Source organism: Labedella populi (assembly GCF_004078655.1).
Lineage (GTDB): Bacteria > Actinomycetota > Actinomycetes > Actinomycetales > Microbacteriaceae > Labedella > Labedella populi.
In genome coordinates, this window is the sequence record NZ_RZNC01000001.1 from 205,956 (window position 1) to 226,635 (window position 20,680).

The 20,680-nt window shown below is 68.4% G+C and carries 16 protein-coding genes; 10 read left to right on the plus strand and 6 right to left on the minus strand.

All coding sequences use genetic code 11. From position 1 onward, the window contains the following. Window positions 1-9: 9 nt before the first annotated feature. Window positions 10-1,092 (minus strand): glycerate kinase, encoded by a 1,083-nt coding sequence (locus ELQ92_RS01085; protein WP_128497122.1) that lies wholly within the window; start codon window positions 1,090-1,092, stop codon window positions 10-12. Window positions 1,093-1,183: 91 nt separating this feature from the next. Here ELQ92_RS01085 and ELQ92_RS01090 point away from each other — a divergent pair, with 91 nt between their 5' ends. Both ELQ92_RS01090 and ELQ92_RS01095 read left to right on the plus strand, forming a co-directional pair. Continuing rightward, a complete protein-coding gene (locus ELQ92_RS01090) occupies window positions 1,184-1,645 on the plus strand; it encodes a hypothetical protein (protein WP_128497123.1) in 462 nt (153 codons plus the stop codon). Between the two features lie 298 nt (window positions 1,646-1,943). Then, entirely contained in the window at window positions 1,944-2,960 is a 1,017-nt protein-coding gene (locus ELQ92_RS01095; protein ID WP_208004200.1) for a sodium:calcium antiporter, read from the plus strand. A gap of 10 nt (window positions 2,961-2,970) precedes the next feature. On the opposite strand, the gene ELQ92_RS01100 is transcribed toward ELQ92_RS01095, so the two are convergent. Together ELQ92_RS01100 and ku are read right to left on the minus strand one after the other, a co-directional pair. Further along, entirely contained in the window at window positions 2,971-4,188 is a 1,218-nt protein-coding gene (locus ELQ92_RS01100) for an MFS transporter (protein WP_128497124.1), read from the minus strand. A gap of 56 nt (window positions 4,189-4,244) precedes the next feature. Beyond that, window positions 4,245-5,051, minus strand: a complete 807-nt coding sequence (ku, locus tag ELQ92_RS01105; protein ID WP_128497125.1) for a non-homologous end joining protein Ku — start codon at window positions 5,049-5,051, stop codon at window positions 4,245-4,247. Between the two features lie 76 nt (window positions 5,052-5,127). On the opposite strand from ku, the gene ELQ92_RS01110 reads away from it, so the two are divergent. Together ELQ92_RS01110 and ELQ92_RS01115 are read left to right on the plus strand one after the other, a co-directional pair. After that, window positions 5,128-7,662 carry an ATP-dependent DNA ligase gene (locus tag ELQ92_RS01110; RefSeq protein ID WP_128497126.1) on the plus strand — a complete coding sequence of 845 codons (2,535 nt, stop codon included), beginning with the start codon at window positions 5,128-5,130 and terminating at the stop codon, window positions 7,660-7,662. A 19-nt stretch (window positions 7,663-7,681) separates the two neighbouring features. Then, on the plus strand, window positions 7,682-8,458 hold the full coding sequence (locus ELQ92_RS01115; protein WP_128497127.1) for a putative protein N(5)-glutamine methyltransferase: 777 nt from the start codon (window positions 7,682-7,684) through the stop codon (window positions 8,456-8,458). A gap of 48 nt (window positions 8,459-8,506) precedes the next feature. On the opposite strand, the gene ELQ92_RS01120 is transcribed toward ELQ92_RS01115, so the two are convergent. Further along, a complete protein-coding gene (locus tag ELQ92_RS01120; RefSeq protein ID WP_128497128.1) occupies window positions 8,507-9,901 on the minus strand; it encodes a xylulokinase in 1,395 nt (464 codons plus the stop codon). Window positions 9,902-10,045: 144 nt separating this feature from the next. Further along, entirely contained in the window at window positions 10,046-11,239 is a 1,194-nt protein-coding gene (gene xylA, locus ELQ92_RS01125; protein WP_128497129.1) for a xylose isomerase, read from the minus strand. A gap of 196 nt (window positions 11,240-11,435) precedes the next feature. Here xylA and ELQ92_RS01130 point away from each other — a divergent pair, with 196 nt between their 5' ends. Further along, the gene (locus ELQ92_RS01130; RefSeq protein WP_128497130.1) at window positions 11,436-12,614 is read left to right on the plus strand and encodes an ROK family transcriptional regulator; all 1,179 of its coding nucleotides are present in this window, start codon (window positions 11,436-11,438) and stop codon (window positions 12,612-12,614) included. Window positions 12,615-12,692: 78 nt separating this feature from the next. Here ELQ92_RS01130 and ELQ92_RS01135 read toward each other — a convergent pair whose 3' ends face one another. After that, a complete protein-coding gene (locus ELQ92_RS01135; RefSeq protein ID WP_128497131.1) occupies window positions 12,693-13,655 on the minus strand; it encodes an acetylxylan esterase in 963 nt (320 codons plus the stop codon). A 219-nt stretch (window positions 13,656-13,874) separates the two neighbouring features. Between ELQ92_RS01135 and ELQ92_RS01140 the strand changes: the two genes are divergently transcribed. The 5 genes from ELQ92_RS01140 (at window position 13,875) to yicI (ending at window position 20,594) form a co-directional block, all read left to right on the plus strand. Further along, window positions 13,875-14,888 (plus strand): LacI family DNA-binding transcriptional regulator, encoded by a 1,014-nt coding sequence (locus ELQ92_RS01140; protein WP_128497132.1) that lies wholly within the window; start codon window positions 13,875-13,877, stop codon window positions 14,886-14,888. Between the two features lie 120 nt (window positions 14,889-15,008). Further along, a complete protein-coding gene (locus tag ELQ92_RS01145) occupies window positions 15,009-16,301 on the plus strand; it encodes an ABC transporter substrate-binding protein (RefSeq protein WP_128497133.1) in 1,293 nt (430 codons plus the stop codon). A gap of 74 nt (window positions 16,302-16,375) precedes the next feature. Continuing rightward, complete coding sequence (locus tag ELQ92_RS01150; RefSeq protein WP_128497134.1) at window positions 16,376-17,332, plus strand: carbohydrate ABC transporter permease; 957 nt, start codon at window positions 16,376-16,378, stop codon at window positions 17,330-17,332. Beyond that, window positions 17,329-18,252 carry a carbohydrate ABC transporter permease gene (locus ELQ92_RS01155; protein ID WP_128497135.1) on the plus strand — a complete coding sequence of 308 codons (924 nt, stop codon included), beginning with the start codon at window positions 17,329-17,331 and terminating at the stop codon, window positions 18,250-18,252. The genes ELQ92_RS01150 and ELQ92_RS01155 overlap by 4 nt, the downstream gene beginning before the upstream one ends. A 2-nt stretch (window positions 18,253-18,254) precedes the next feature. Beyond that, window positions 18,255-20,594, plus strand: a complete 2,340-nt coding sequence (yicI, locus tag ELQ92_RS01160) for an alpha-xylosidase (RefSeq protein ID WP_128497136.1) — start codon at window positions 18,255-18,257, stop codon at window positions 20,592-20,594. The last annotated feature ends 86 nt before the right edge of the window (window positions 20,595-20,680 follow it).

A 20,680-nucleotide genomic window follows, 5' to 3' on the forward strand; every position in this document is an offset into this window, starting at 1 on the left:
TCCGGTCGTTCAGCTCAGGTCGGGCTCCGAGGCCCGTCGCGCGAGGGCGGCGCCCGCCTCGATGAGGGCGTCGATCGTGTCGTTGAGGGCGCGGTCGCGGCCCACGAGGTCGACGAGGCTCACCGCGGCGGGGAACGCGGAGACATCCGCGTCGATCGAACCGGCGACGAGCATGGTGCGACCGGGAGCGAGGGCGGCGACGTACGCGGGCGCCTTGCCGGCGGCCGTCTGACCGTCGAAACGTCCCTCACCCGTGATGATGACGTCCGCCGTGGCGACGATCGCCGGGATGCCGAGTTCGGCGCCGATCGACTCGGCGCCCGACCGGATCTCCGCGCCCCACTGCAGGAGCGCCCAGCCGGTCCCGCCCGCCGCCCCGGCGCCGGGCGTTGCGGGGTCGACCGTCCCGAGGGCCGCGAGACGCGAGAGGTTCCCGTTCATCACCGGGATGTCGTCGGGCTCGGCCCCCTTCTGCGGACCGAAGACGGCGGCGGCCCCGAATGGGCCGAGGAGCGGATTCGAGACGTCGCAGAGCACGACGACTCCGCCGGCGGGCACGGGTCGCATCGACGAGAGGTCGAGGGCGACGGCGTCCGCGAGTCCCGCGTTTCCGGGGCCGATCGCGTCGCCGTCGGCGTCGATGATGCGGGCGCCGAGCACGGCGAGCATCCCGGCGCCTCCATCCGTCGAGGCGCTGCTCCCGACGCCGACGAGGAGCCGAGTGGCGCCGGCGTCGAGCGCCGACGCGATCACCTCGCCGAGACCGTGGGTACTCGCGGTGAAGGGCTGATTCGTTCCCCACAGTTCGATGCCCGCCGCCGATGCGAGTTCGACGACCGCCGTCCCGTCGGGGAGTTCGAGCCACGCGCTCGTGGCCGGGCCCTCCGGTCCCTCGACCTCGACATCGTGGCGGATCCCGTCCGGCCTCGCGACGGCGAAGCCCTCGACGGTACCCTCGCCGCCGTCGGCAAGGGGTGCACTGACGATCTCATCGTCCGGCCGCTCGCGCCGCCAACCTTCCGCGACGGCGGAGGCCACGCTGTCGGCGCTCGCGGTGCCCTTGAAGGAGTCCGGGGCGACGACGACACGCATGCACCCATCATGCCCGGTGGGCGCGGATGACATAAGCCCAGCGGCACGTCGACCCCTGCCCGAGAGCGCCCGAGTCTCGGAGAATCGCATGATGGCTACTTCTGCACACGATGGTCCTGATGCCGCACACGTCCGACCGGAGGGCGTCGACGACGCCACCGTCGCCGCTCTCGGGAAGCTCTCCGAGGCCCTCGAGGTCGTCGAGCACGCCCGTGGGTTGCTCTACGGCTTCCACCGGCTGACGGGTACGGCGGATCTGGCGCTCGGAGAGGCGGTCGGCTTCCTCCGCGAGGCGGGTCACGACGAGCTCGCGGACACCGTCGAGCGCGACCTCGTCGGTCGCAACGTCATCGAGGGACGCTGGACCTTCCAGATCGTCGAGGATTACGACGACGGCTACTACGCGACGTTCCGCGACCTTGAGCGCGAGGCCCGCGAGCGGCTCGCGAACGGCAAACGCCACCTGTTCGAGGCCGAGATGAAGGAGGACCGTCGCACCCACGGACTCCGTCACCACGAAGCGCTGCCGGTCGACGCCGACGAGGTCGACTAGCCGGGTCCGTCTCTCACCTCTCCGCCGCACCAGCCGATCGTCGCAGTCGGGCTCGTCTCCGGCCACGTGGACCACGGCCGATCGACGGCCAACCAAGACGATCCGCGGTTTCGAGTCAAGCCTTTTGTTGATCTCCCGCCCTTTGGCAACGTGGCCCGCGATCGACGGCCGCGGGGAGGGGTGGGATGACGAACACTATGGCGACGGATGAATGATGCGATCGGTACGGACGGGTTTCCCGTATGGCTGACGCTGATCTCCTGGACAGCCGTCGCGGTCGCGACTCGAGGGGAGTCCGATGATGGAGCAGTGGCCGCTATGGCCCAGTGTGATCGCTCTGGCGGTGTCGGTCGGCATCATCGTCATCGCGGGAACGCCCCTTGCTCGCGCCGCCGACGAGTTGGCAGACCGCACCGGCATGGGGGAGGCCGTGGCGGGTGCCGTGTTCCTCGGCGCGATGACCTCGCTACCGGGAATCATCACGACGGCGACGGGAGCACTCGAGGGAGACGCCGGCTTCGCGCTCGCGAATCCCGTCGGAGGCATCGCCCTGCAATCGGTGTGGCTTGCCATCGCGGATCTGTTGTACCGCCGCGCGAACCTCGAACACGCCGCCGCGTCCCTCGAGAACCTGCTGCAATCGGTCATCCTGATCGCGCTGCTCGGATTGCCGGTCATCGCCTTCGCGACCCCGCAATTGACCGTCGGCTGGATCCATCCGGTGACGGTCTGCATACCGATCCTCTACTTCTTCGGGTTGCGCCTGCTGCGCCGGATGCACTCCACGCCGATGTGGAAACCGACGCGCACTCGCGAGACCCGCAGTGACGAGTCGCAGGTAGAGTACTCCGGCTCGATCGCGAAGGTCTGGCTCACCGTCGGCCTTCTCGGCGCCCTCGTGGCGGTGACCGGATGGGTGATCGCCCGAGCGGGCCTGGGTGTCATCGCCGCGACCGGGTGGTCGAGCAGCATCACCGGGTTCACCGTGACGACCCTCATCACCTCGCTTCCCGAGCTCATCGTGTTGATCGCCGCCGTGCGCTCCGGCGCCCTCACCCTCGGGGTCGCGAACATCATCGGCGGCAACGTCTTCGACGTCCTCACCCTCACGGTCGCCGACAGCTTCTACCTCGACGGCACGATCTATACAGCCGCTGGCGACGAAAGCCTCGTGCTTCTCGGCGGCACCCTCATGATCACGGCGGCTCTCGCGGCCGGTCTCCTCGTCCGGGACCGAAAAGGCATCGGGTTCGAGGGCGTGAGCATCGCGGTCCTCTATCTGGGGACCATCGGCCTGGCGATCGTCTCGCTGTGAGCGACACGCGTCAGGCGACGGGGCACGCCGGAGTCGTCTCGGCAAGAGTGACGGTACCGGACTTCCTCCGGCTGAGCACGAGCTCGGGGATCAGCGTCATGAGCGCGAGGAGCGACATGGCCGCACCGAGAAGGAGCGGTGAGAGAACGCCGAACGCATCGGCCGCGACGCCGCCGAGCGCGGTGCCGAGGAGGATGCCACCCGTCACGATGGTCGGGAGCATGGACGTGACAGCCGGCCCCGAGCCACCGCGCTCCACCACACGAGCGGTGTGAGCCGGGTTCAGCGACACCCCGGTCAGACCGACGACGACGAGCGCGAGCAGCACGACGGCGAGCGAGGTCGGTGCGAGCCAGAAGGCCAGGAGCCCGGCGGTGAGTACGACGAGTCCGATCGCGACGACGAGTGTCGGTCCGCGCGGCGTGAGCCGGCCCACGACGGTGTTGCCGACGACGGAGGCGAGCCCGTAGAGGGCGAGCAGCCAGGGCACGATCGTGGGATCGACACCGGTCACCTGCTCGAGGATCGTGCTGAAGAACCCGAACCCGGCGAGCGTCGCCCCGATCGCGAGACCGGCTGTGCCGAAGAGGACCCAGAGGCGGGCGTCGCGCAGCGGCCGCAGCGTCTCGCGGAACGGCAGCGGCGCGACACCGCTGAGCTTCGGCATGGCCGCGACGATCGCGACGGCGGCGATAAGCACGAGGAGAGTGTCGAGGTGGAACGCCCAGCGCCACTCGAGCAGTCGGCCGGCGAGCGTCGCGAGCGGGAGTCCGAGCGTCGTTCCCACAGTCACACCGGTGAAGATCGCCGCGGTGGCACGCGACTGCAGTCGATCAGCCACGATCCGCACGGAGACGGAGAGCGCCGTTGCGAAGAACGCCGACATGGCCGCACCCGACACGAAGCGGAGCGCGAGCATGACGGGCCACGGCGAGAGCGTCCCGATGGTCTGAGCGATCGCGAAGACGACCATGAGTCCGGCGAGGATCCAGCGCGGACCGAAACGGGACAGGGGCATCCCGATGAGCCAGGCACCGACGACCTGACCGGCCGCGAATCCCGAGATGAGGAAGGCCGCTTGCCCGATCGGGACCCCGACGTCCGGCGCGATCGCCGGGAGCAGACCCGCCGCCATGAACTCGCTCGTCACCATCGCGAAGATGCCGCCGGCGATGAGCCAGATCGTGAGCGGCATGCGGTCGGCGCGCGTGGCGCTGGTCGTCGTCATGAGGGGCGCAACCAGGACGGACGCTCGCGCATTCCGTCCAGCCGTCCGCCCGGCTGCTAGGCGCCCTTCTTGCTCTTCTTCCGCGTGGACTCGACGCTGCGTTTGAGGGCCTCCATCAGGTCGATGACCTCGCCGTCACCATCGTCGTCCTCGGTCTTGCCGAAGGTCGCGTCGGTGTCGACGGTGTCGCCCTGCTCGATCTTCGCCTGGATGAGCGTGCGCAGTTGCTGCTGGTACTCATCGGTGAACTTCGACGGATCGAAGTCGGACTCGAATGACGCCACGAGTTGGCCGGCCATCTCGAGCTCGCGCTTCTGGATGCGGACGTCGGCGTCGAGCGAGGGGAACGCGGCCTCCCGGACCTCGTCGTCCCACAGCAGCGTCTGCAGGACGAGCACGTCGTCCCGCACCCGCAGCGCGGCGAGACGCGTCTTGCTCCGGAGGGCGAACTGCACGATCGCGGTGCGGTCCGTGTCCTCGAGGGTGCGGCGGAGGAGGACGTACGACTTCGTCGACTTCGAGTCCGGTTCCAGGTAGTAGCTCCGATCGAACATGAGGGGATCGATCTGATCCGTCGGGACGAACTCGACGACGTCGATCTCCTTGCTGCGCTCCTCCGGGAGACTCGAGATGTCCTCCTTCGTGAGGATCACAGTGTGCTCGCCGTCGTCGTACGCCTTGTCGATGTGCTCGTACGCGACCTTCTCGCCGCAGATCTCGCAGTGCCGCTCGTAGCGGATCCGGCCGCCGTCCGCGTCGTGCACCTGGTGCAGGGAGACGTCGTGGTCCTCCGTCGCCGAGTACAGCTTCACGGGCACGTTCACGAGGCCGAACGTGATCGAGCCCTTCCAGATGGACCTCATGGAAACAGTAAACACCGGTCGGGACCGAAATACCGAGGGGTTGACGGTATCAGCGGCCGAAAGCCTATGGTGAGGCATGGCGGTGCAGAGATCGACGGGGTCGGCAGGGACGCAACTCGTCGAGATCCAGGGGCGCCGGGTGCGGCTCACGAACCTCGACAAGGTGCTCTACCCCGAGACGGGGACGACCAAGGCCGACGTGATCGGGTACTACTCCGCGATCGCGCCGTACCTCCTGCCGTACACCCAGAACCGGCCCGCGACGCGGAAGCGCTGGGTGCACGGTGTCGGCACCGACGACGACCCGGGTGACGTGTTCTTCCAGAAGAACCTCGACGCCTCGACGCCCGACTGGATCGCGCGCGTCGACATCGAGCACAGCGACCACCACAACACCTATCCGCTCGTGAACGGCGTGCCGACGCTCGTGTGGCTCGCGCAGATGGCGAGCCTCGAGATCCATGTGCCGCAGTGGCGGGTCGATGGCAGTGGCGCCCGACGGAACCCGGATCGACTCGTGCTCGATCTCGATCCGGGCCCCGGGACCGGGCTGCCCGAGTGCGTCGAGATCGCACGGGGCGCCCGCGTCATCCTCGAGGGGATGGGGCTCACACCCATGCCGGTGACGAGCGGAAGCAAGGGCATCCACCTGTACGCGAAGCTCGACGGGACGCAGTCGTCGGACCGGGTGTCGGACGTCGCCCATGAGCTCGCGCGCGTGCTCGAGAGCGACATGCCGGATCTCGTCGTGAGCGACATGAAGAAATCGAAGCGCGCGGGGAAGGTGCTCGTCGACTGGAGTCAGAACAGCGGAGCGAAGACGACGATCGCGCCCTACTCTTTGCGCGGGCGGTCGCACCCGACGGTTGCCGTCCCACGCTCGTGGGACGAGCTCGACGATCCGGGGCTCGATCATCTCGACTACAGGGCCGTCCTGGCACGGATGGAGGAGAGGGACGACCCGCTCGCCGTCATCCTCGACGGCGACACTGAGACAGGTGATGAGCCCGATCGGCTCACGATCTACCGGTCGAAGCGTGACGCGACGAAGACGCCCGAGCCGGTGCCCGCGGCGTCGCCGGCCCAGGGCAACGACGACACGTTCGTCATCCAGGACCACTACGCGCGTCGCCGTCACCACGACTTCCGCCTCGAACGGAACGGTGTGCTCGTCTCGTGGGCGGTCCCGAAGGGTACGCCGGCGCGGGGCGAGAAGAACCGCCTCGCGGTGCAGACGGAGGACCACCCCCTCGACTACGCGACCTTCGAGGGCAGTATCCCGAAGGGCGAGTACGGCGCCGGCACCGTCACCATCTGGGACAGCGGCACCTACGAGACCGAGAAGTGGCGCGAGAACGAGATCATCGTCACCCTGACGGGCCGCTCCGGCGGCGGACTACGAGAGAAGGCGAAGTTCGCACTCATCCACACCGGTCGAGGCGACGACGCGAAGAACTGGCTCATGCACCGCATGGAACTCGAGGGCACCGACACCGTGGTCGACGGCGAGGCACGTGACGCCGCACGAGAGGCCACGCCCGCGAAGCGAACCTCGAGCGGTAGTCGGCGCAGCGGTGACCCGGAGCCGACGCCGCCGGCCCGCCGGACGGTCGGAGGGTCGTCGCGTTCTTCCGCGCGACTGCCGGAACCGATGCTCGCGACCCGCGGAACGACTTCGGACGTGAGCGACGGCGCGTGGGCCTTCGAGATGAAGTGGGACGGCATCCGGTGCCTCGTGCGCATCGAGGACGGGGAGGTGCGCCTGGGATCCCGCAACGGCATCGACCTCACCGCCACCTTCCCGGACGTCGCGGCGGCACTCGCCGAGGCGTTCCCAGACGACGCCGTGCTCGACGGCGAGATCGTGGCTCTGCACAAGGGCCGCCCGGATTTCGGTCGGCTACAGAACCGCCTCGGGCTCACGAAGGAGGCCGACGTGGCGCGCGCGGTCGCGCAGATCGAGGCCGACATCATGGTGTTCGACGTCCTCGAGAGCGAGGGGCGTGATCTCTCGCGGGAGCCGTATCTCGAGCGCCGTGCCCTGCTCGAGGAACTCGCCACGACCCCCGTGGGGACGACGTCGGATCGGTCCCGCGTGCAGGTGCCGCCGGCGTTCGAGGGCGACGTCGACTCGGCGGTGTCGACGTCGAAGCAACTCGGTCTCGAGGGTGTCGTCGCGAAGCGCACCGATTCGCCGTACCGGCCCGGAAGACGCTCACGCGATTGGATCAAGCTCCCCCACGAGCGCACGCAGGAGGTCGTCATCATCGGGTGGCGTCCGGGCAACAACTCGCTCGCCGACTCGGTCGGCTCGCTCCTCGTCGCGGTGCCGGGTGACGGCGGCGATCTCGAATACGCAGGCCGCGTCGGAACGGGCTTCACGGAGAGCCATCGTCGGCGCATCCGATCGCTGCTCGACGCACGCGCGCGGAAGACCGCGCCGGTCGAGGTGCCGAAGCCGGACGCGAACGACGCGAACTGGGTGCGAGCGGACCTCGTCGGGGAGGTGACGTTCAGCGAATGGACGCAGACCGGTCGACTTCGACACCCCGTCTGGCGCGGTCTGCGTACGGACAAGTCTCCCTCGGACGTCGCTCGCGACGCCGGATGACCCGGGCTACCGTGTGAGGGTGGTCGAGTCCCCCGGTGCCGCTGGTGTCATCACCCGTCTGCGAGCGGCCGGATGCATTTTCGCCGAGGAGGAGGCCGAGATCCTGCTCACCTCGTCCGAAAGCGACGCCGAACTCGAGCGGTTCGTCTCCCGGCGGGTGGCCGGGACGCCGCTCGAGTACATCGTGGGGTGGGCGGAGTTCCGGGGTCTGCGGATCGGTGTCGACGAAGGGGTGTTCGTACCACGACGCCGCACGGAGTTCCTCGTGGACCTCTGCGTCGATGGGATCGGTCCGGCCTCCGTGGTGCTCGACCTCTGCTGTGGAGCCGGTGCGCTCGCGGCGGCGATCGTCGCGGAGGTGCCCGACGCGGACGTCTATGCCGCGGACATCGATCCCATCGCTGTCCGCTGCGCTCGTGGGAATCTGTCGGCCGATCGAGTGCTCGAGGGTGATCTGTTCGCGGCGCTCCCGGTCTCGCTGCGCGACCGGGTCGAGGTCATCGTCGTGAATGCACCGTACGTTCCGACGACGGAGATCGCCTTCATGCCGCTGGAGGCCCGCAACTTCGAGGCGCTCGTCGCCCTTGACGGCGGCGACGACGGCCTCCACGTGCACCGTCGTGTGGCCGCAGAGGCTCGCGACTGGCTCGTCCCCGGCGGTGTCCTCGTGATCGAGACGAGCGAGCATCACGCCGAGCGCACCCGCGCACTCTTCGCTGATCGGGGCTTCGACGCGCAGGTCAGACGCGACGAGGACCGGGACGCGACCGCGGTCACCGCCCGGGCACCACACTGACGCGGCGGTGGTCAGCGGCCGGGCTGCTCGGACGGAGACCGTGACGCCTCAGACGCGGCGGGCGGCGTACTGCTCGCGGACGACGGGAACGGTCGCCGGAGCGAGCTCGGCGACGGTCTCGATCTCCCAGTCGGGAAGCGATCCGAGCGCGACCCACGCCGCCTGACGCGCCGCGCCGTTCGCGACGTACTCCCCCGGCGCGGGGACGGTCACGGGGACGTCGAAGATCGTCGAGGCGATCTCGCGGACCGCCGGGTTCATGGCGGCTCCGCCGATCAGCAGGACACGAGACGCCTGTACGCCGAGCGCACGGTGCGCGTCGAGACCGTCGGCGAGGCCGCACAACATGCCCTCGATCGCGGCGCGTGCGAGACCCGGACGCGTGAATGTGGCCCGCGTCATCCCGAACAGCGTCGCCGTCGCGTCGGGGAGGTCGGGGGTGCGCTCGCCGTCGAAGTACGGCTGGAGCACGAGTCCCCCGGCGCCCGGCTCCGCCTCGAGCGCGATCGTGGCGAGCTCGTCGAAGTCGACACCGAGGACCGCGGCGACCGTGTCGATGACGCGTGCGGCGTTGAGCGTCGCGGAGAGCGGAAGGAAGCGACCGGTGGCGTCGGCGAAACCGGCGACCGTTCCCGAGCTATCGGTCGTCGGCTCCTCCGAGACGGAGAAGACCGTGCCCGAGGTGCCGATCGAGACGACGACGTCGCCGGGGCCGGCGGACAATCCGAGTGCGGCCCCTGCGTTGTCGCCGGCGCCCGATCCCACGAGGGCGCCCGCCGAGGTGCGCCCGGCGGAGTCCGCCGGGCCGAGCACGCGCGGCAGGATCGCGTCGTGGCCGAGGGCCGCGACGAGCAGTTCGCGGTCGTACTCGCCCGTCGTCGACGACCAGTAGCCGGTGCCCGATGCGTCGGATCGGTCGGTCGCGAGTTCTTCGAGAACGGGTCCGAGTTCGCTCTCCCCCGCCGGCCCGTAGCCGCGCAGCCGCCAGCTCAGCCAGTCGTGCGGAAGCGCGACGGCGGCGACCCGAGCGGCGTTGTCCGGCTCGGCATCGCGCAACCAGCGGAGCTTCGTGATCGTGAAAGACGCGACCGGGACGAGACCGGAGCGTGCGACGAGCTCCTCCGCGCCGAACTCGGCGATGAGGTCGCGGGCTGCTCCCGCGCTCCGCGTGTCGTTCCAGAGCAGGGCGTCGCGGATCACCCGTCCTTCGGAGTCGAGCGCCACCATGCCGTGCTGCTGACCGCCCACCGAGACCGCGTCGACATCGTCGAATCCGCCGGCCCCCGCGATCGCTTCGCGGAGTGCGGTCCACCATGCTGCGGGGTCGACTGCGGTGCCGTCGGGGTGGCTCGCGCGCCCCTCTCGGACGAGTGCGCCCGACTCCGCGTCACGGATGACGACCTTGCAGCTCTGCGTGCTCGAGTCGATGCCGGCTACCAGCATGGGTTTCGTCCTGTCTCGTGAGGATGGTTCGGCGTCGCCGCGCGTGAAGATGAGCCGAGCTGCGGTTCGTGACCGTGGCGCGGGTGGTGCGATCGGGTCGGCTCGTCCCAGACGAACCGACCCGATCGGGACGCACGGAGTACGTCAGTCGCGGGCGCCCATGAGGTGCTCGAGGGCGAGCTGCTGCAGGCGGACGAAGCCGAAGCCCTTGCCGTGGAAGTACGCGTCGGCGTCGAAGTCCTCGTAGGCGGAGCGGTCCGCGAGGAAGTCGTCGTACGACTCGCCTTCGCCGAGGGTCGGCGTGCGCAGCTCGGCGACCCTCGAGGCCTCGAGCGCCTCCTGGACCTCGGGGTCGGCGCGGAAGGCCTGAGCGCGCTCCTTGAGCAGGAGGTACATGCGCATGTTCGCTGCAGCCGACTCCCAGACGCCTTCGTCACCCTCGGTGCGGCTCGGCTTGTAGTCGAAATGACGCGGGCCGTCGTAGGCCGGTCCGCCGTTGACTCCACCGTGCTCGAGGAGGTCGACGAGCGAGAACGCGTTCTGCAGGTCGCCGTGACCGAAGACGAGGTCCTGGTCGTACTTGATGCCGCGCTGGCCGTTGAGGTCGATGTGGAAGAGCTTGCCCTGGTAGAGCGCTTGCGCGATGCCGGCCGTGAAGTTGAGCCCGGCCATCTGCTCGTGGCCGACCTCGGGGTTCACACCCACGAGCTCGGGGCGCTCGAGCGTGTTGATGAACGCGATCGCGTGCCCCACCGTCGGGAGCAGGATGTCGCCGCGGGGCTCGTTCGGCTTCGGCTCGATCGCGAACCGGATGTCGTAGCCCTTGTCGGTGACGTAGTCGCCGAGCAGGTTGACCGCCTCGCGGTAGCGCTCGAGCGCGGCATGGATGTCCTTCGCCGCGTCGTACTCGGCGCCTTCGCGGCCGCCCCACATGACGAAGGTCTTCGCGCCGAGCTCGGCGGCGAGGTCGATGTTGCGCAGCACCTTGCGGAGCGCGAAGCGGCGGACGGCGCGGTCATTCGACGTGAAACCGCCGTCCTTGAAGACGGGAGCGGAGAAGAGGTTCGTGGTGACCATCGGCACGACGATGCCGGTGTCGGCGAGGACCTTCTTCAGGCGGTCGATCTGCGTCTGGCGCTCGGCGTCGGACGAGCCGAAGGCGAAGAGGTCGTCGTCGTGGAAGGTGAGGCCGTACGCACCGAGCTCGGCGAGCTTCTCGACGCCGCGCACGACGTCGAGGGCTTCGCGGGTGGGGCCGCCGAACGGGTCAGCACCTGTGTAGCCGATGGTCCAGAGACCGAACGAGAAGCGATCGGCGGGCGTGGGGGTGAGGGACATGGTGGTTCCGTTTCTCAACGTCATTGGTGATAAGTAGTGAGTCACAACATATCCGCCCCCTGTTCCCCGTGTCAAAGGTCGCCAGTCACTCGTGATCGCGAGACGAATCGGAAAGAACCCTCGATCGATGCCATGATCGTGAATGCCGAGCACCTGCCAAACCGCGCCACACGTACCCGTACAGAGAAGGCCGCCGATGTCGATCAACCCACGAGACGATGCGTCACGGGGTGCTCCGCCCGAACGCGGTGCGTCGACGAACCTCTCGACGATCCTCCGCCGTGTGCACCGCTCGGGGCCGGCGTCGCGCGCCGAACTGACGCGGGAGACGGGGCTCAACCGTTCGACGATCTCGGGTCTCGTGGGCGAACTCGTCGAACGCGGGCTCGTCGTCGAGGTCGAACCCCGCTCGACGAAGCAAGTGGGCCGGCCGAGCCCCGTCGTGCAGGCCTCGCCGCAGGTTCTCGCCGTCGCGCTCGTGCCCGAAGTCGATGCGGTGACGATCGGGCTTGTGTCGTTCGACCGGCAGGTGATCCGACGGGTGCGGTTCGAAACCGAGTCGATCCCCACCGTGCGCGAGGCCGTCGTGATCGCGCGGGCGCTCTTCCAGGGCATGCGCGACGGCCTCGGGCCGGAGTATCGGATCGCGGGCATCGGGGTGGCCGTCCCGGGGCTCGTCCGCGCGGTCGACGGATTCGTGCGGTGGGCTCCGCACCTGGACTGGCGTGACGAGCCGCTCGGCGCCCTTCTCGAGGAGGCGACGGGGTACCGGGTCTTCGCCGCGAACGACGCGAACCTCGGTGCGCGGGCGGAGAACCTCTTCGGGGCCGCGGCGGAGGCGTCCAACATCCTCTACATGAACGGCGGACCGAGCGGCATCGGCGGCGGCATCATCGTCAACGGTGAGCTCGTGGGCGGTGCCGAGGGCTACGCGGGCGAGTTCGGGCACAACCGGGTCGCCGCTCCGACCGATTCCGAGGTGACCGACGGCGAGCTCGAGGCGAGCGTGAGCCAGAACCGGCTGCTCTCCGTGCTCGGGCTGAGGAGCGCGAGTCTCGACGAGCTCGAGGTGGCGCTCCTCGCGTCGGAGCGGCCCGAGGTCCGCGCCGAGGTGCACCGGCAGCTCGGCGTGCTGAGCGTGGGCGTCCGGAACATGATCAACATCCTCAATCCGGAGAAGGTCGTGCTCGGAGGGTTCCTCGGGGTGCTCTTCGATTTCGAGACCGCGTACTTCCTCGATCTCCTCGAGGCGAACACCCTCGCGCCATCGTGGGAGAGCGTCACGGTCGTGCGCGCCGAGCTCGGGTCCGACCTCCTCCTCGTCGGCGCCGCAGAACTCGTCTTCGACGGGGTGGTCGCCCGCGCCGAACTCTGACCCCTCTCCCCCCTGAACACTTCGTATGTTCTTGAAAATGCGTGCACAGAGGAAGTGTTCAGGGGGGAGAGGGAGGGGCTAGGTGAGGGTGTGGCGGAAGAAGGCCGCGGCCTCCTCGGCGTCGACGGGGCCGCCACCCTCGTGCCCGTTGAATCGCCAGATCGCGAGCTCGGTCGGGCCGGCCCAGGCGTTCCGTGCGGCGGCAATCGTGCTCGGAGGGCAGATCGCGTCCATGAGGGCCGCGGAGAATCGCGCGGGGACCGCGGCACGCTTGGCGAAAGTGACGCCGTCGATGTAGGACAGGGAGCGGAGCACGTTCTCGACCCCGTCGCGGTGCACGGCGAGGTAGTCGGCGACTTCACGGTAGGGGTACGCGTCGGTGATGCCCGCCGCCCGTTCGATGTCGCACAGGAACGGCACGCACGGTGCGGCCGCCTTCACGCCCTCGTGGAGCGACGCGGCGGCGATCGCGACCCCGCCGCCCTGACTGATGCCGAACACAGCGATCCTCTCGGGGTCGACGATCGGCAACTCGGCGGCGGTGTCGACGGCTCGGACGGCGTCCGTGATGAGCCGGACGTAGTAGAGCGATTCAGGGCTCTCGATGCCGCGCGTGAGGAAGCCGGGATAGTGGGGGCCCGCGCCGACGGGGTCGGCTGTGTCGCCGCGGCTCCAGCTCGACCCCTGACCACGCGTGTCCATGTAGAGGTGCGCGAAACCGGCGGACGCCCAGTAGAGGTTCTCGGTCGGTCTGCCGCGGCCTCCGCCGTAGCCGATGAACTCCACGACGGTCGGCAGCGGAGCGGCGGCACCCGCGGGGGCCCGCAGCCACGCACGGACGGGCTGTCCGTCGAAACCGGTGAACGTGACATCGAACACGTCGATCGTCGCGAGTCCGGCGCCGACTCGCTCGACGACGACGGGTGCCGCCGCCGCGCGTGCCCGCGTGATCGTCTCCGCCCAGAATTCGTCGAAGTCCTCGGGTTCCCGCACTGCGGAGGTGAACTCCAGGAGAGCCTCGCCGGTGAGGTCGGTGTACATGCAGGTCCCTTCGTCATCGATCCGTTGGTCAGAGTATCGCCACCGCCTTTGTTGTCGCGATCCACATATGTGTTGTGTTCGCTTGGATCGTCACGTATGGTGACTCGTGCGGTCGTCGAAGCGCTTCAACGATTTCGGCAACCGGAGCCCGCCCGGCTCGTCACACCCTTCGATCACACGGTCCTCGAGACCACCCCGGCAGCAGACAACGGAGTCGCCATGGCAACCATTCACGACGTCGCTCGTGCTGCCGGCGTGTCGATCAGTACCGTCTCCTACGCCCTCAGCGGCAAGCGATCGATCGCCGACAGCACGCGTCGACGCGTCGCGGACGCCGCCGTGAGCCTCGGGTACCAGCCGCACGCCGGCGCACGGATGCTCGCCGGAACGCGCACGCAGATCTTCGCCCTCACCGCCCCGCTGCGACACGACACCTATGCGCCCGCGCACATGGCGTTCGTGCTCGCCGTCGCGACGGCCGCACGCCGCCACGATTACGACATCCTCCTCCTCACGGAGGATGAGGCGACGAAGGGCCTCTCCCGTGTGGCGTCGAGTCGGCTCGTGGATGGCGTCATCGTCCTCGACGTCTCCGTCCGGGATGAGCGGATCGCGCTCGTGCAGAACCTCGGGGTTCCGACCGTCGTGATCGGCATCCCGGACGACCCGGCGGGTCTCGCGTGCGTCGACCTCGACTTCGAAGCCGCCACCCGGCTCGCGATCGACGGTCTCGCCGATCGTGGTCACCGACGGATGGCGCTGCTCGGCCACCCTGACGAGATCTACGAGCGGGGCTCCAACTTCCCCATCCGCGTGCGGGACACGTTCCTCTCCCACACTGCCGACCTGGGCTTGCCGGGGCGGTTCAGCACGAGCGAGACCGACAGTGGTGCCGTGCGTGCGGCCCTCGACGCGCTGCTCGCCGGCGATGAGCGCCCGACGGCGCTCATCATGCACTGCCAGGAGTCCGTCCAGGCGACGGTCCTCGACCACCTCAGAGACCGCAAGATCTCGGTCCCGGAGGACATGTCGATCATCTCGGTGGGGTCGACGTTCGACACGACGAAGTTCTCGCCGGCGCTCGACGTCATCCCCCTGATCCCGGCCGCGACGTGTGACGCCGCCGTCGACATCCTCGTCGCCTCACTCCCCGATCCGCCCGATCCGCGCGTCCAGTACGTCGCCCCGGAGTACAGAGCCAACGGCTCCGTCGCCCCGGTCCCCGCCCCCTGACCACCACGACCCCGGATGCCGCCGTCGTCTTCGAACTGTCGAAGCGCTTCGACAGCCAGCGCCACCGGCGCGCGGTGCGCCGCCTGAACACCGCATTTTCTCCAGAGAGGTAGGAAAGACATGAGACACAGCAGAACCTTGATGAGCGCCGCGGTCCTCGCGGCCGGCGCCCTCGTCCTGTCGGGATGCTCCGGTTCCGGAAGCTCCAAGCCCGACGACGTGCTCACCCTGTGGCACTTCGAGAGTGAGACGAGCGCGATGGGAATCGCGTGGGAGCAGGCCATCGAGACGTTCGAGGAGGAGACGGGCGCGACCGTCGAGTTCGAGGCGAAGGCCTTCGAGCAGATCCGCTCCACCGCGAGCCAGGTCCTCAACTCCGATGAGGCGCCCGACATCCTCGAGTACAACAAGGGCAACGCGACCGCCGGGCTCCTCGCGAGCCAGGGCCTCCTCGCCCCGCTCGACGACGCCGTCGAGGAGTACGGCTGGGACGACATGCTCGCCCCGTCCCTCCAGACGACCGCCCGCTACGACGAGCAGGGCGTCATGGGTTCGGGCAGCTACTACGGCATCCCGAACTACGGCGAGTTCGTCGAGGTCTACTACAACAAGGACGCCTTCGCGGAAGCCGGCCTCGAGGTGCCGACGACGCTCGCCGAGTTCGAGACCGTCATGCAGGCCTTCGTCGACCAGGGTGTGACGCCGCTCGCCGAGTCGGCGGCCGAGTATCCCCTCGGTCAGCTCTGGTACCAGCTCGCCCTGTCGCAGGCCGACCGCGACTTCGTCGACGCCTACCAGCTCTACACCGACACCGTCGACTTCGAGGGTCCCGAGATCTCCTATGCGACGGAGACCGTGAAGGACTGGACCGACAAGGGCTACATCAGCTCGGACGCCACCGGTCTCAAGGCCGAGGACGCGGGCACGTCGTTCATCAACGGCACCTACCCGATCTTCTTCTCGGGCAGCTGGTGGCACAACCGCTTCACGACCGAGATCACCGACTTCGACTTCGGGACGTTCCTGTTCCCCGGGTCGGAGATGTCGCCCGGATCGGCCGGCAACATGTGGGTCATCCCGGAGCGCGCCCAGAACAAGGAACTCGCCGAGCAGTTCATCGACATCACGATGCGACCGGAGATCCAGGCCCTCATCGGCAACAACGGCGGCGTGCCCGTCGCAGCCGACCCCGCGGACATCACGGATGAGAAGAGCGCGGAGCTGATCGCGAACTTCAACACGCTCACGGAGCGCGACGGCATCGCCTTCTACCCGGACTGGCCTACGCCGACGTTCTACGACGAGCTCAACGCCGGTCTTCAGGAGCTGCTCAACGGCACCCTGAGCCCGACCGAGGTGCAGCAGCAGCTCGGTGAGGACTACCAGAGCGGCGTCGACGACATCGTCGGCTGACCCCTCGACCAGAATCGGTGGGCCGTGGACGCGCTCCACGGCCCACCGCACCAGGAGATGACGAAGGACACGTAATGACCACCCAGACCACGGCGCCCCCGAAGCGCCGACCCGGCTCCGAGAGCCTGATCCCGGGAACACGCAGTCGCACGTTCTGGGTGTACCTGATTCCGGGTCTCGCCCTCTTGACGCTCGTCATCATCGTTCCGCTCGTGTGGAACGTGTATCTGACGTTCACGTCCTACCGCGGAATCCGTCCGCCCGAGTGGATCGGCCTCGAGAACTGGGTCAAGCTCGCGGGCGACTCCACGTTCTGGACCTCGTTCGCGAACTCGATCGCGATGATCCTCGCGATGGTCGTCGTGCCGACGCTCCTCGGCCTCGTGCTCGCGGCGGTCCTCTTCGATCTCGTCGGACGGAAGTTCGGCGGCAAGCTCGCGAGCTTCTTCCGGGCCACCTACTACTTGCCGCAGATCCTTCCCGCGGTCATCGCGGCGATCGTGATCGGCTGGATCCTCCGGCCTCAGGACGGCGCACTCAACACCATCCTCGAGTCGGTCGGCCTCGGCGGCCTCGCCCACAACTGGCTCGGTAGCCCCGACACCGCCCTCATCAGTCTCATGGTCATCCTCGTGTGGGTCCAGATCGGCTACCCCGTCGTGATCTTCATGGCAGCCCTCCAGCGGGTCGACCCGGAGCTCTACGAGGCCGCCGAACTCGACGGTGCCAATTGGTTCCAGCGGTTCCAGGCGATCACCGTCTCGATCATCCGGCCGGAGATCTTCGTCGTCGTGCTCACCGGAACGATCGCGGCGCTCAAGGTCTTCGGGCCCGTCTACACCCTCACGCGCGGCGGCCCCGGCGACTCGACGATCGTCCCCGCGTACTACGCCTACAGCGAGTTCTTCCAGTCCCAGCAAGTGGGCTACGGCGCGACCATCGCGACCGCCCTCACCATCGTCATCGCGATCGTCTCGGTGGTCTTCATCGTCGTTCAGCGCCGACTCGAGAAGCAGGAGGAGGCACGATGACGACATCGACCCTCGACACCACGGCGATCGTCACGGGCGCGGAGCCCGGTTCCCGCGCCGCACGGAAGAAGAAGCCCGTGTCGCGTCGCCCCGGTGCGAAGAAGAGCGCGAGCGACTGGGTCGTTCTGGCCTTCGCGGTCCTCATCGGGCTGCTCATCGCCGCTCCGATCCTCCTGATCCTCCTGAACTCGTTCAAGTCGCCCTCGGACTACGCCTCGAACGGTCCTCTGTCCGTGCCGCAATCCCTCTACACCGACGGCATCGTCGCGTTCTGGGAGCGCGTCGACTTCCCCGTGAAGCTCTGGAACAGCATCTTCATCAGCGGTGTCGTCGCGCTCGGTGCCGTCGCGATCTCGGTGCTCAACGCCTTCGCGCTCGGCATCGGTCGGGTGAGGGGACGGACGTGGATCGTCGTCCTGATCCTGCTCGCGAACATGCTGCCGCAAGAGGTCCTTCTCTACCCGCTCTACTTCATGTTCAAGGCGGCGGGCCTCTACGACAACACGTGGAGCGTCATCATCATCTTCATCGTGATCCAGAGCGCGTTCGGGACGTACCTGCTCGCGTCGGTCTACGGCACGTTCCCCAAGGAGGTGCTCGAGGCCGCGGCGCTCGACGGAGCCGGGAAGTGGCGGATCCTGACGAGCGTGGTGTTCCCGATCTCCCGACCCACGCTGAGCGTCCTGCTCATCTTCTTCTTCATCTGGACCTGGAACGAGTTCCTCATCCCGCTCACGTTCCTCGTCTCGAACGCCAACCAGACCGTGCCCGTCGCGATCGCGTCGTTGCAGGGCGACCGGCTCATGGATGTGACCACGACGAGCGCCTCCGCGCTCCTCGGGCTCATCCCGACGCTGGTGTTCTTCCTCATCTTCCAACGCACCCTCACCCGGGGCATCACCGCAGGAGCAGTCAAGTAGTCATGAAGTTCACCGATGGTTTCTGGCACGCCCGTCCGGGCGTCGACGCCCTTTACGCCCAGGAGGCGTACGACGTCGACGCGCGCGGCGACCACCTCGTCATCACGGCGCCGACGAAGGTCATCGAGCGTCGCGGCGACACCCTCAACCGCCCGCTCCTGACGGTCACGCTGTCGAGCCCTCTCGAGGGCGTCGTCCGCGTGCGGGTCGAGCACCACGTGGGCACGGACGCGGACCCGGGCTTCGAACTCGTCGGTGCTGAGGACGGTGCGGGCGTCGCAACGCTCGACGACGGCCACGGGGTCCTCTCGACCGGCGGTCTCACGGCCCGAGTGTCTCCCGGAGCGCCGTGGTCGTTGACCTTCTCCTCGGGCGGGCGCGTCCTCACCTCGAGTGGTCACAAATCGCTCGGGCTCATGACGCTCGGTTCGGAGGCTCCCGTCACCGCCGAGCCCGCCGGCATCACCGGCGTGACCTCGACGGGCCTCGCCGAGGCGGAGCGTTACATCCACGCGCAACTGTCGCTCGGGGTCGGTGAGCTCGTCTACGGTCTCGGCGAGCGATTCGGCCCGTTCGTGAAGAACGGTCAGACCGTCGACATCTGGAACGCGGACGGCGGTACGTCGAGCGAGCAGTCGTACAAGAACGTCCCGTTCTACCTCACGAACCGCGGGTACGGCGTACTCGTGAACCACCGCGGCCACGTCTCCTTCGAGGTGGGGACCGAATCGGTCGAGCGTGTGCAGTTCTCCGCCGCCGGCGAGGCTCTCGAGTTCCTCATCTTCGACGGCCCGACGCCCGAGCGTGTGCTCGAGCGGTACACGGCTCTCACGGGTCGCCCCGCCAAGGTGCCGGCGTGGTCGTACGGGCTGTGGCTCTCGACGAGCTTCACGACCGACTACGACGAGGAGACCGTCAACCGGTTCGTCGACGGCATGGCCGAGCGAGACATCCCGCTGAGCGTCTTCCACTTCGACTGCTTCTGGATGCGCGAGTTCAACTGGACGGACTTCGAGTGGGACGCCCGTACCTTCCCCGACCCCGAGGGCATGCTGGCGCGACTGCACGACAAGAAGCTGCACATCAGCGCCTGGATCAACCCGTACATCGCTCAGCGTTCCTCGCTCTTCGCCGAGGCAGCGGAGGCGGGTTACCTCGTGCGTCGTGCCGACGGCACCATCTGGCAGTGGGACATGTGGCAGGGCGGCATGGGGCTCGTGGACTTCACGAACCCCGACGCGACGGCCTGGTTCCAGGACAAGATCCGCACGCTCGTCGGCCAGGGCGTCGACGCCATCAAGACCGACTTCGGCGAGCGGATCCCCACGGACGTCGTGTGGTTCGACGGCTCGGCCTCGGAGGGCATGCACAACTGGTACACCCAGCTCTACAACCGTGCGGTGTTCGACGCGCTCGAGGACACGCTCGGTGACGGCGAGGCCGTCCTCTTCGCCCGCTCCGCCACGGCCGGTGGACAGCAGATGCCCGTGCACTGGGGCGGGGACAACTCGTCGTCCTTCGAGTCGATGGCGGAGACGCTCCGCGGCGGGCTCTCGCTCGCGATGAGCGGCTTCGGCTACTGGAGCCACGACATCGGTGGCTTCGAGGGCAAGCCCGACCCGGCGGTCTTCAAACGATGGGTCGTCTTCGGTCTGCTCTCGAGCCACACGCGTCTCCACGGCTCGACGAGCTACCGCGTGCCGTGGGCGTTCGACTCGGAAGACGGCTCCGACGCGGCCGGGCAGAGCGCTGTCGACGTCACACGGAAGTTCGTGAAGCTCAAGCTCTCGCTCATCCCGTACCTCACGGCCGTGGGGCTCGAGGCGCACGAGCGCGGCATCCCGTTCATGCGGCCGATGCAGTTGGTCTTCGCGGGCGACCCGGCGGTCGACCACCTCGACCGCCAGTACATGATCGGCGACAGCCTTCTCGTCGCGCCGGTGTTCTCGGCGAACGGCGAGGTCACGTACTACCTCCCCGCCGGCGAGTGGACGAACTACCTCACGGGGGAGGTCGTCACCGGCGGAGTCTGGCGTTCGGAGACGCACGCCTTCGACAGCGTCCCGCTCTGGGTGCGCGAGGGCAGCGTCATCGTCACGGGATCGGTCGACGATCGACCGGACTACGACGTCCTCGAGTCGCCGCTCGTGACCGTCTTCCCCGGCGACCGGGTCGGTGCTGTGCGGGTAACCTCGCCCGACGGATCATCGGCAGAGTTCACGGTGCAGCGCACGGACACGGGGGCGACGGTCTCGAGTTCGCGCGACCGCCCGTTCCGCGTCCGCTTCGGTGTCGCCGGCGCCATCGTCGAGGGCACGGGCTCCGTCACCGCCTCCGCCTGACCCGGCCACGGTCACGGTCACTGAGCTTGTCGACGTGCCTTGAGTTCTCGGGAGCTCGGCGCCCTTCGACAAGCTCAGGGACCGTG

Excerpts from the sequence above, each read along its gene's own strand:
- ELQ92_RS01085 (WP_128497122.1), bottom strand. The coding sequence starts at position 1,092 with ATGCGTGTCGTCGTCGCCCCGGACTCCTTCAAGGGCACCGCGAGCGCC.
- ELQ92_RS01090 (WP_128497123.1), top strand. The coding sequence starts at position 1,184 with ATGGCTACTTCTGCACACGATGGTCCTGATGCCGCACACGTCCGACCG.
- ELQ92_RS01095 (WP_208004200.1), top strand. The coding sequence starts at position 1,944 with ATGATGGAGCAGTGGCCGCTATGGCCCAGTGTGATCGCTCTGGCGGTG.
- ELQ92_RS01100 (WP_128497124.1), bottom strand. The coding sequence starts at position 4,188 with ATGACGACGACCAGCGCCACGCGCGCCGACCGCATGCCGCTCACGATC.
- ku (WP_128497125.1), bottom strand. The coding sequence starts at position 5,051 with ATGAGGTCCATCTGGAAGGGCTCGATCACGTTCGGCCTCGTGAACGTG.
- ELQ92_RS01110 (WP_128497126.1), top strand. The coding sequence starts at position 5,128 with ATGGCGGTGCAGAGATCGACGGGGTCGGCAGGGACGCAACTCGTCGAG.
- ELQ92_RS01120 (WP_128497128.1), bottom strand. The coding sequence starts at position 9,901 with ATGCTGGTAGCCGGCATCGACTCGAGCACGCAGAGCTGCAAGGTCGTC.
- xylA (WP_128497129.1), bottom strand. The coding sequence starts at position 11,239 with ATGTCCCTCACCCCCACGCCCGCCGATCGCTTCTCGTTCGGTCTCTGG.
- ELQ92_RS01130 (WP_128497130.1), top strand. The coding sequence starts at position 11,436 with ATGTCGATCAACCCACGAGACGATGCGTCACGGGGTGCTCCGCCCGAA.
- ELQ92_RS01135 (WP_128497131.1), bottom strand. The coding sequence starts at position 13,655 with ATGTACACCGACCTCACCGGCGAGGCTCTCCTGGAGTTCACCTCCGCA.
- ELQ92_RS01140 (WP_128497132.1), top strand. The coding sequence starts at position 13,875 with ATGGCAACCATTCACGACGTCGCTCGTGCTGCCGGCGTGTCGATCAGT.
- ELQ92_RS01145 (WP_128497133.1), top strand. The coding sequence starts at position 15,009 with ATGAGACACAGCAGAACCTTGATGAGCGCCGCGGTCCTCGCGGCCGGC.
- ELQ92_RS01150 (WP_128497134.1), top strand. The coding sequence starts at position 16,376 with ATGACCACCCAGACCACGGCGCCCCCGAAGCGCCGACCCGGCTCCGAG.
- ELQ92_RS01155 (WP_128497135.1), top strand. The coding sequence starts at position 17,329 with ATGACGACATCGACCCTCGACACCACGGCGATCGTCACGGGCGCGGAG.
- yicI (WP_128497136.1), top strand. The coding sequence starts at position 18,255 with ATGAAGTTCACCGATGGTTTCTGGCACGCCCGTCCGGGCGTCGACGCC.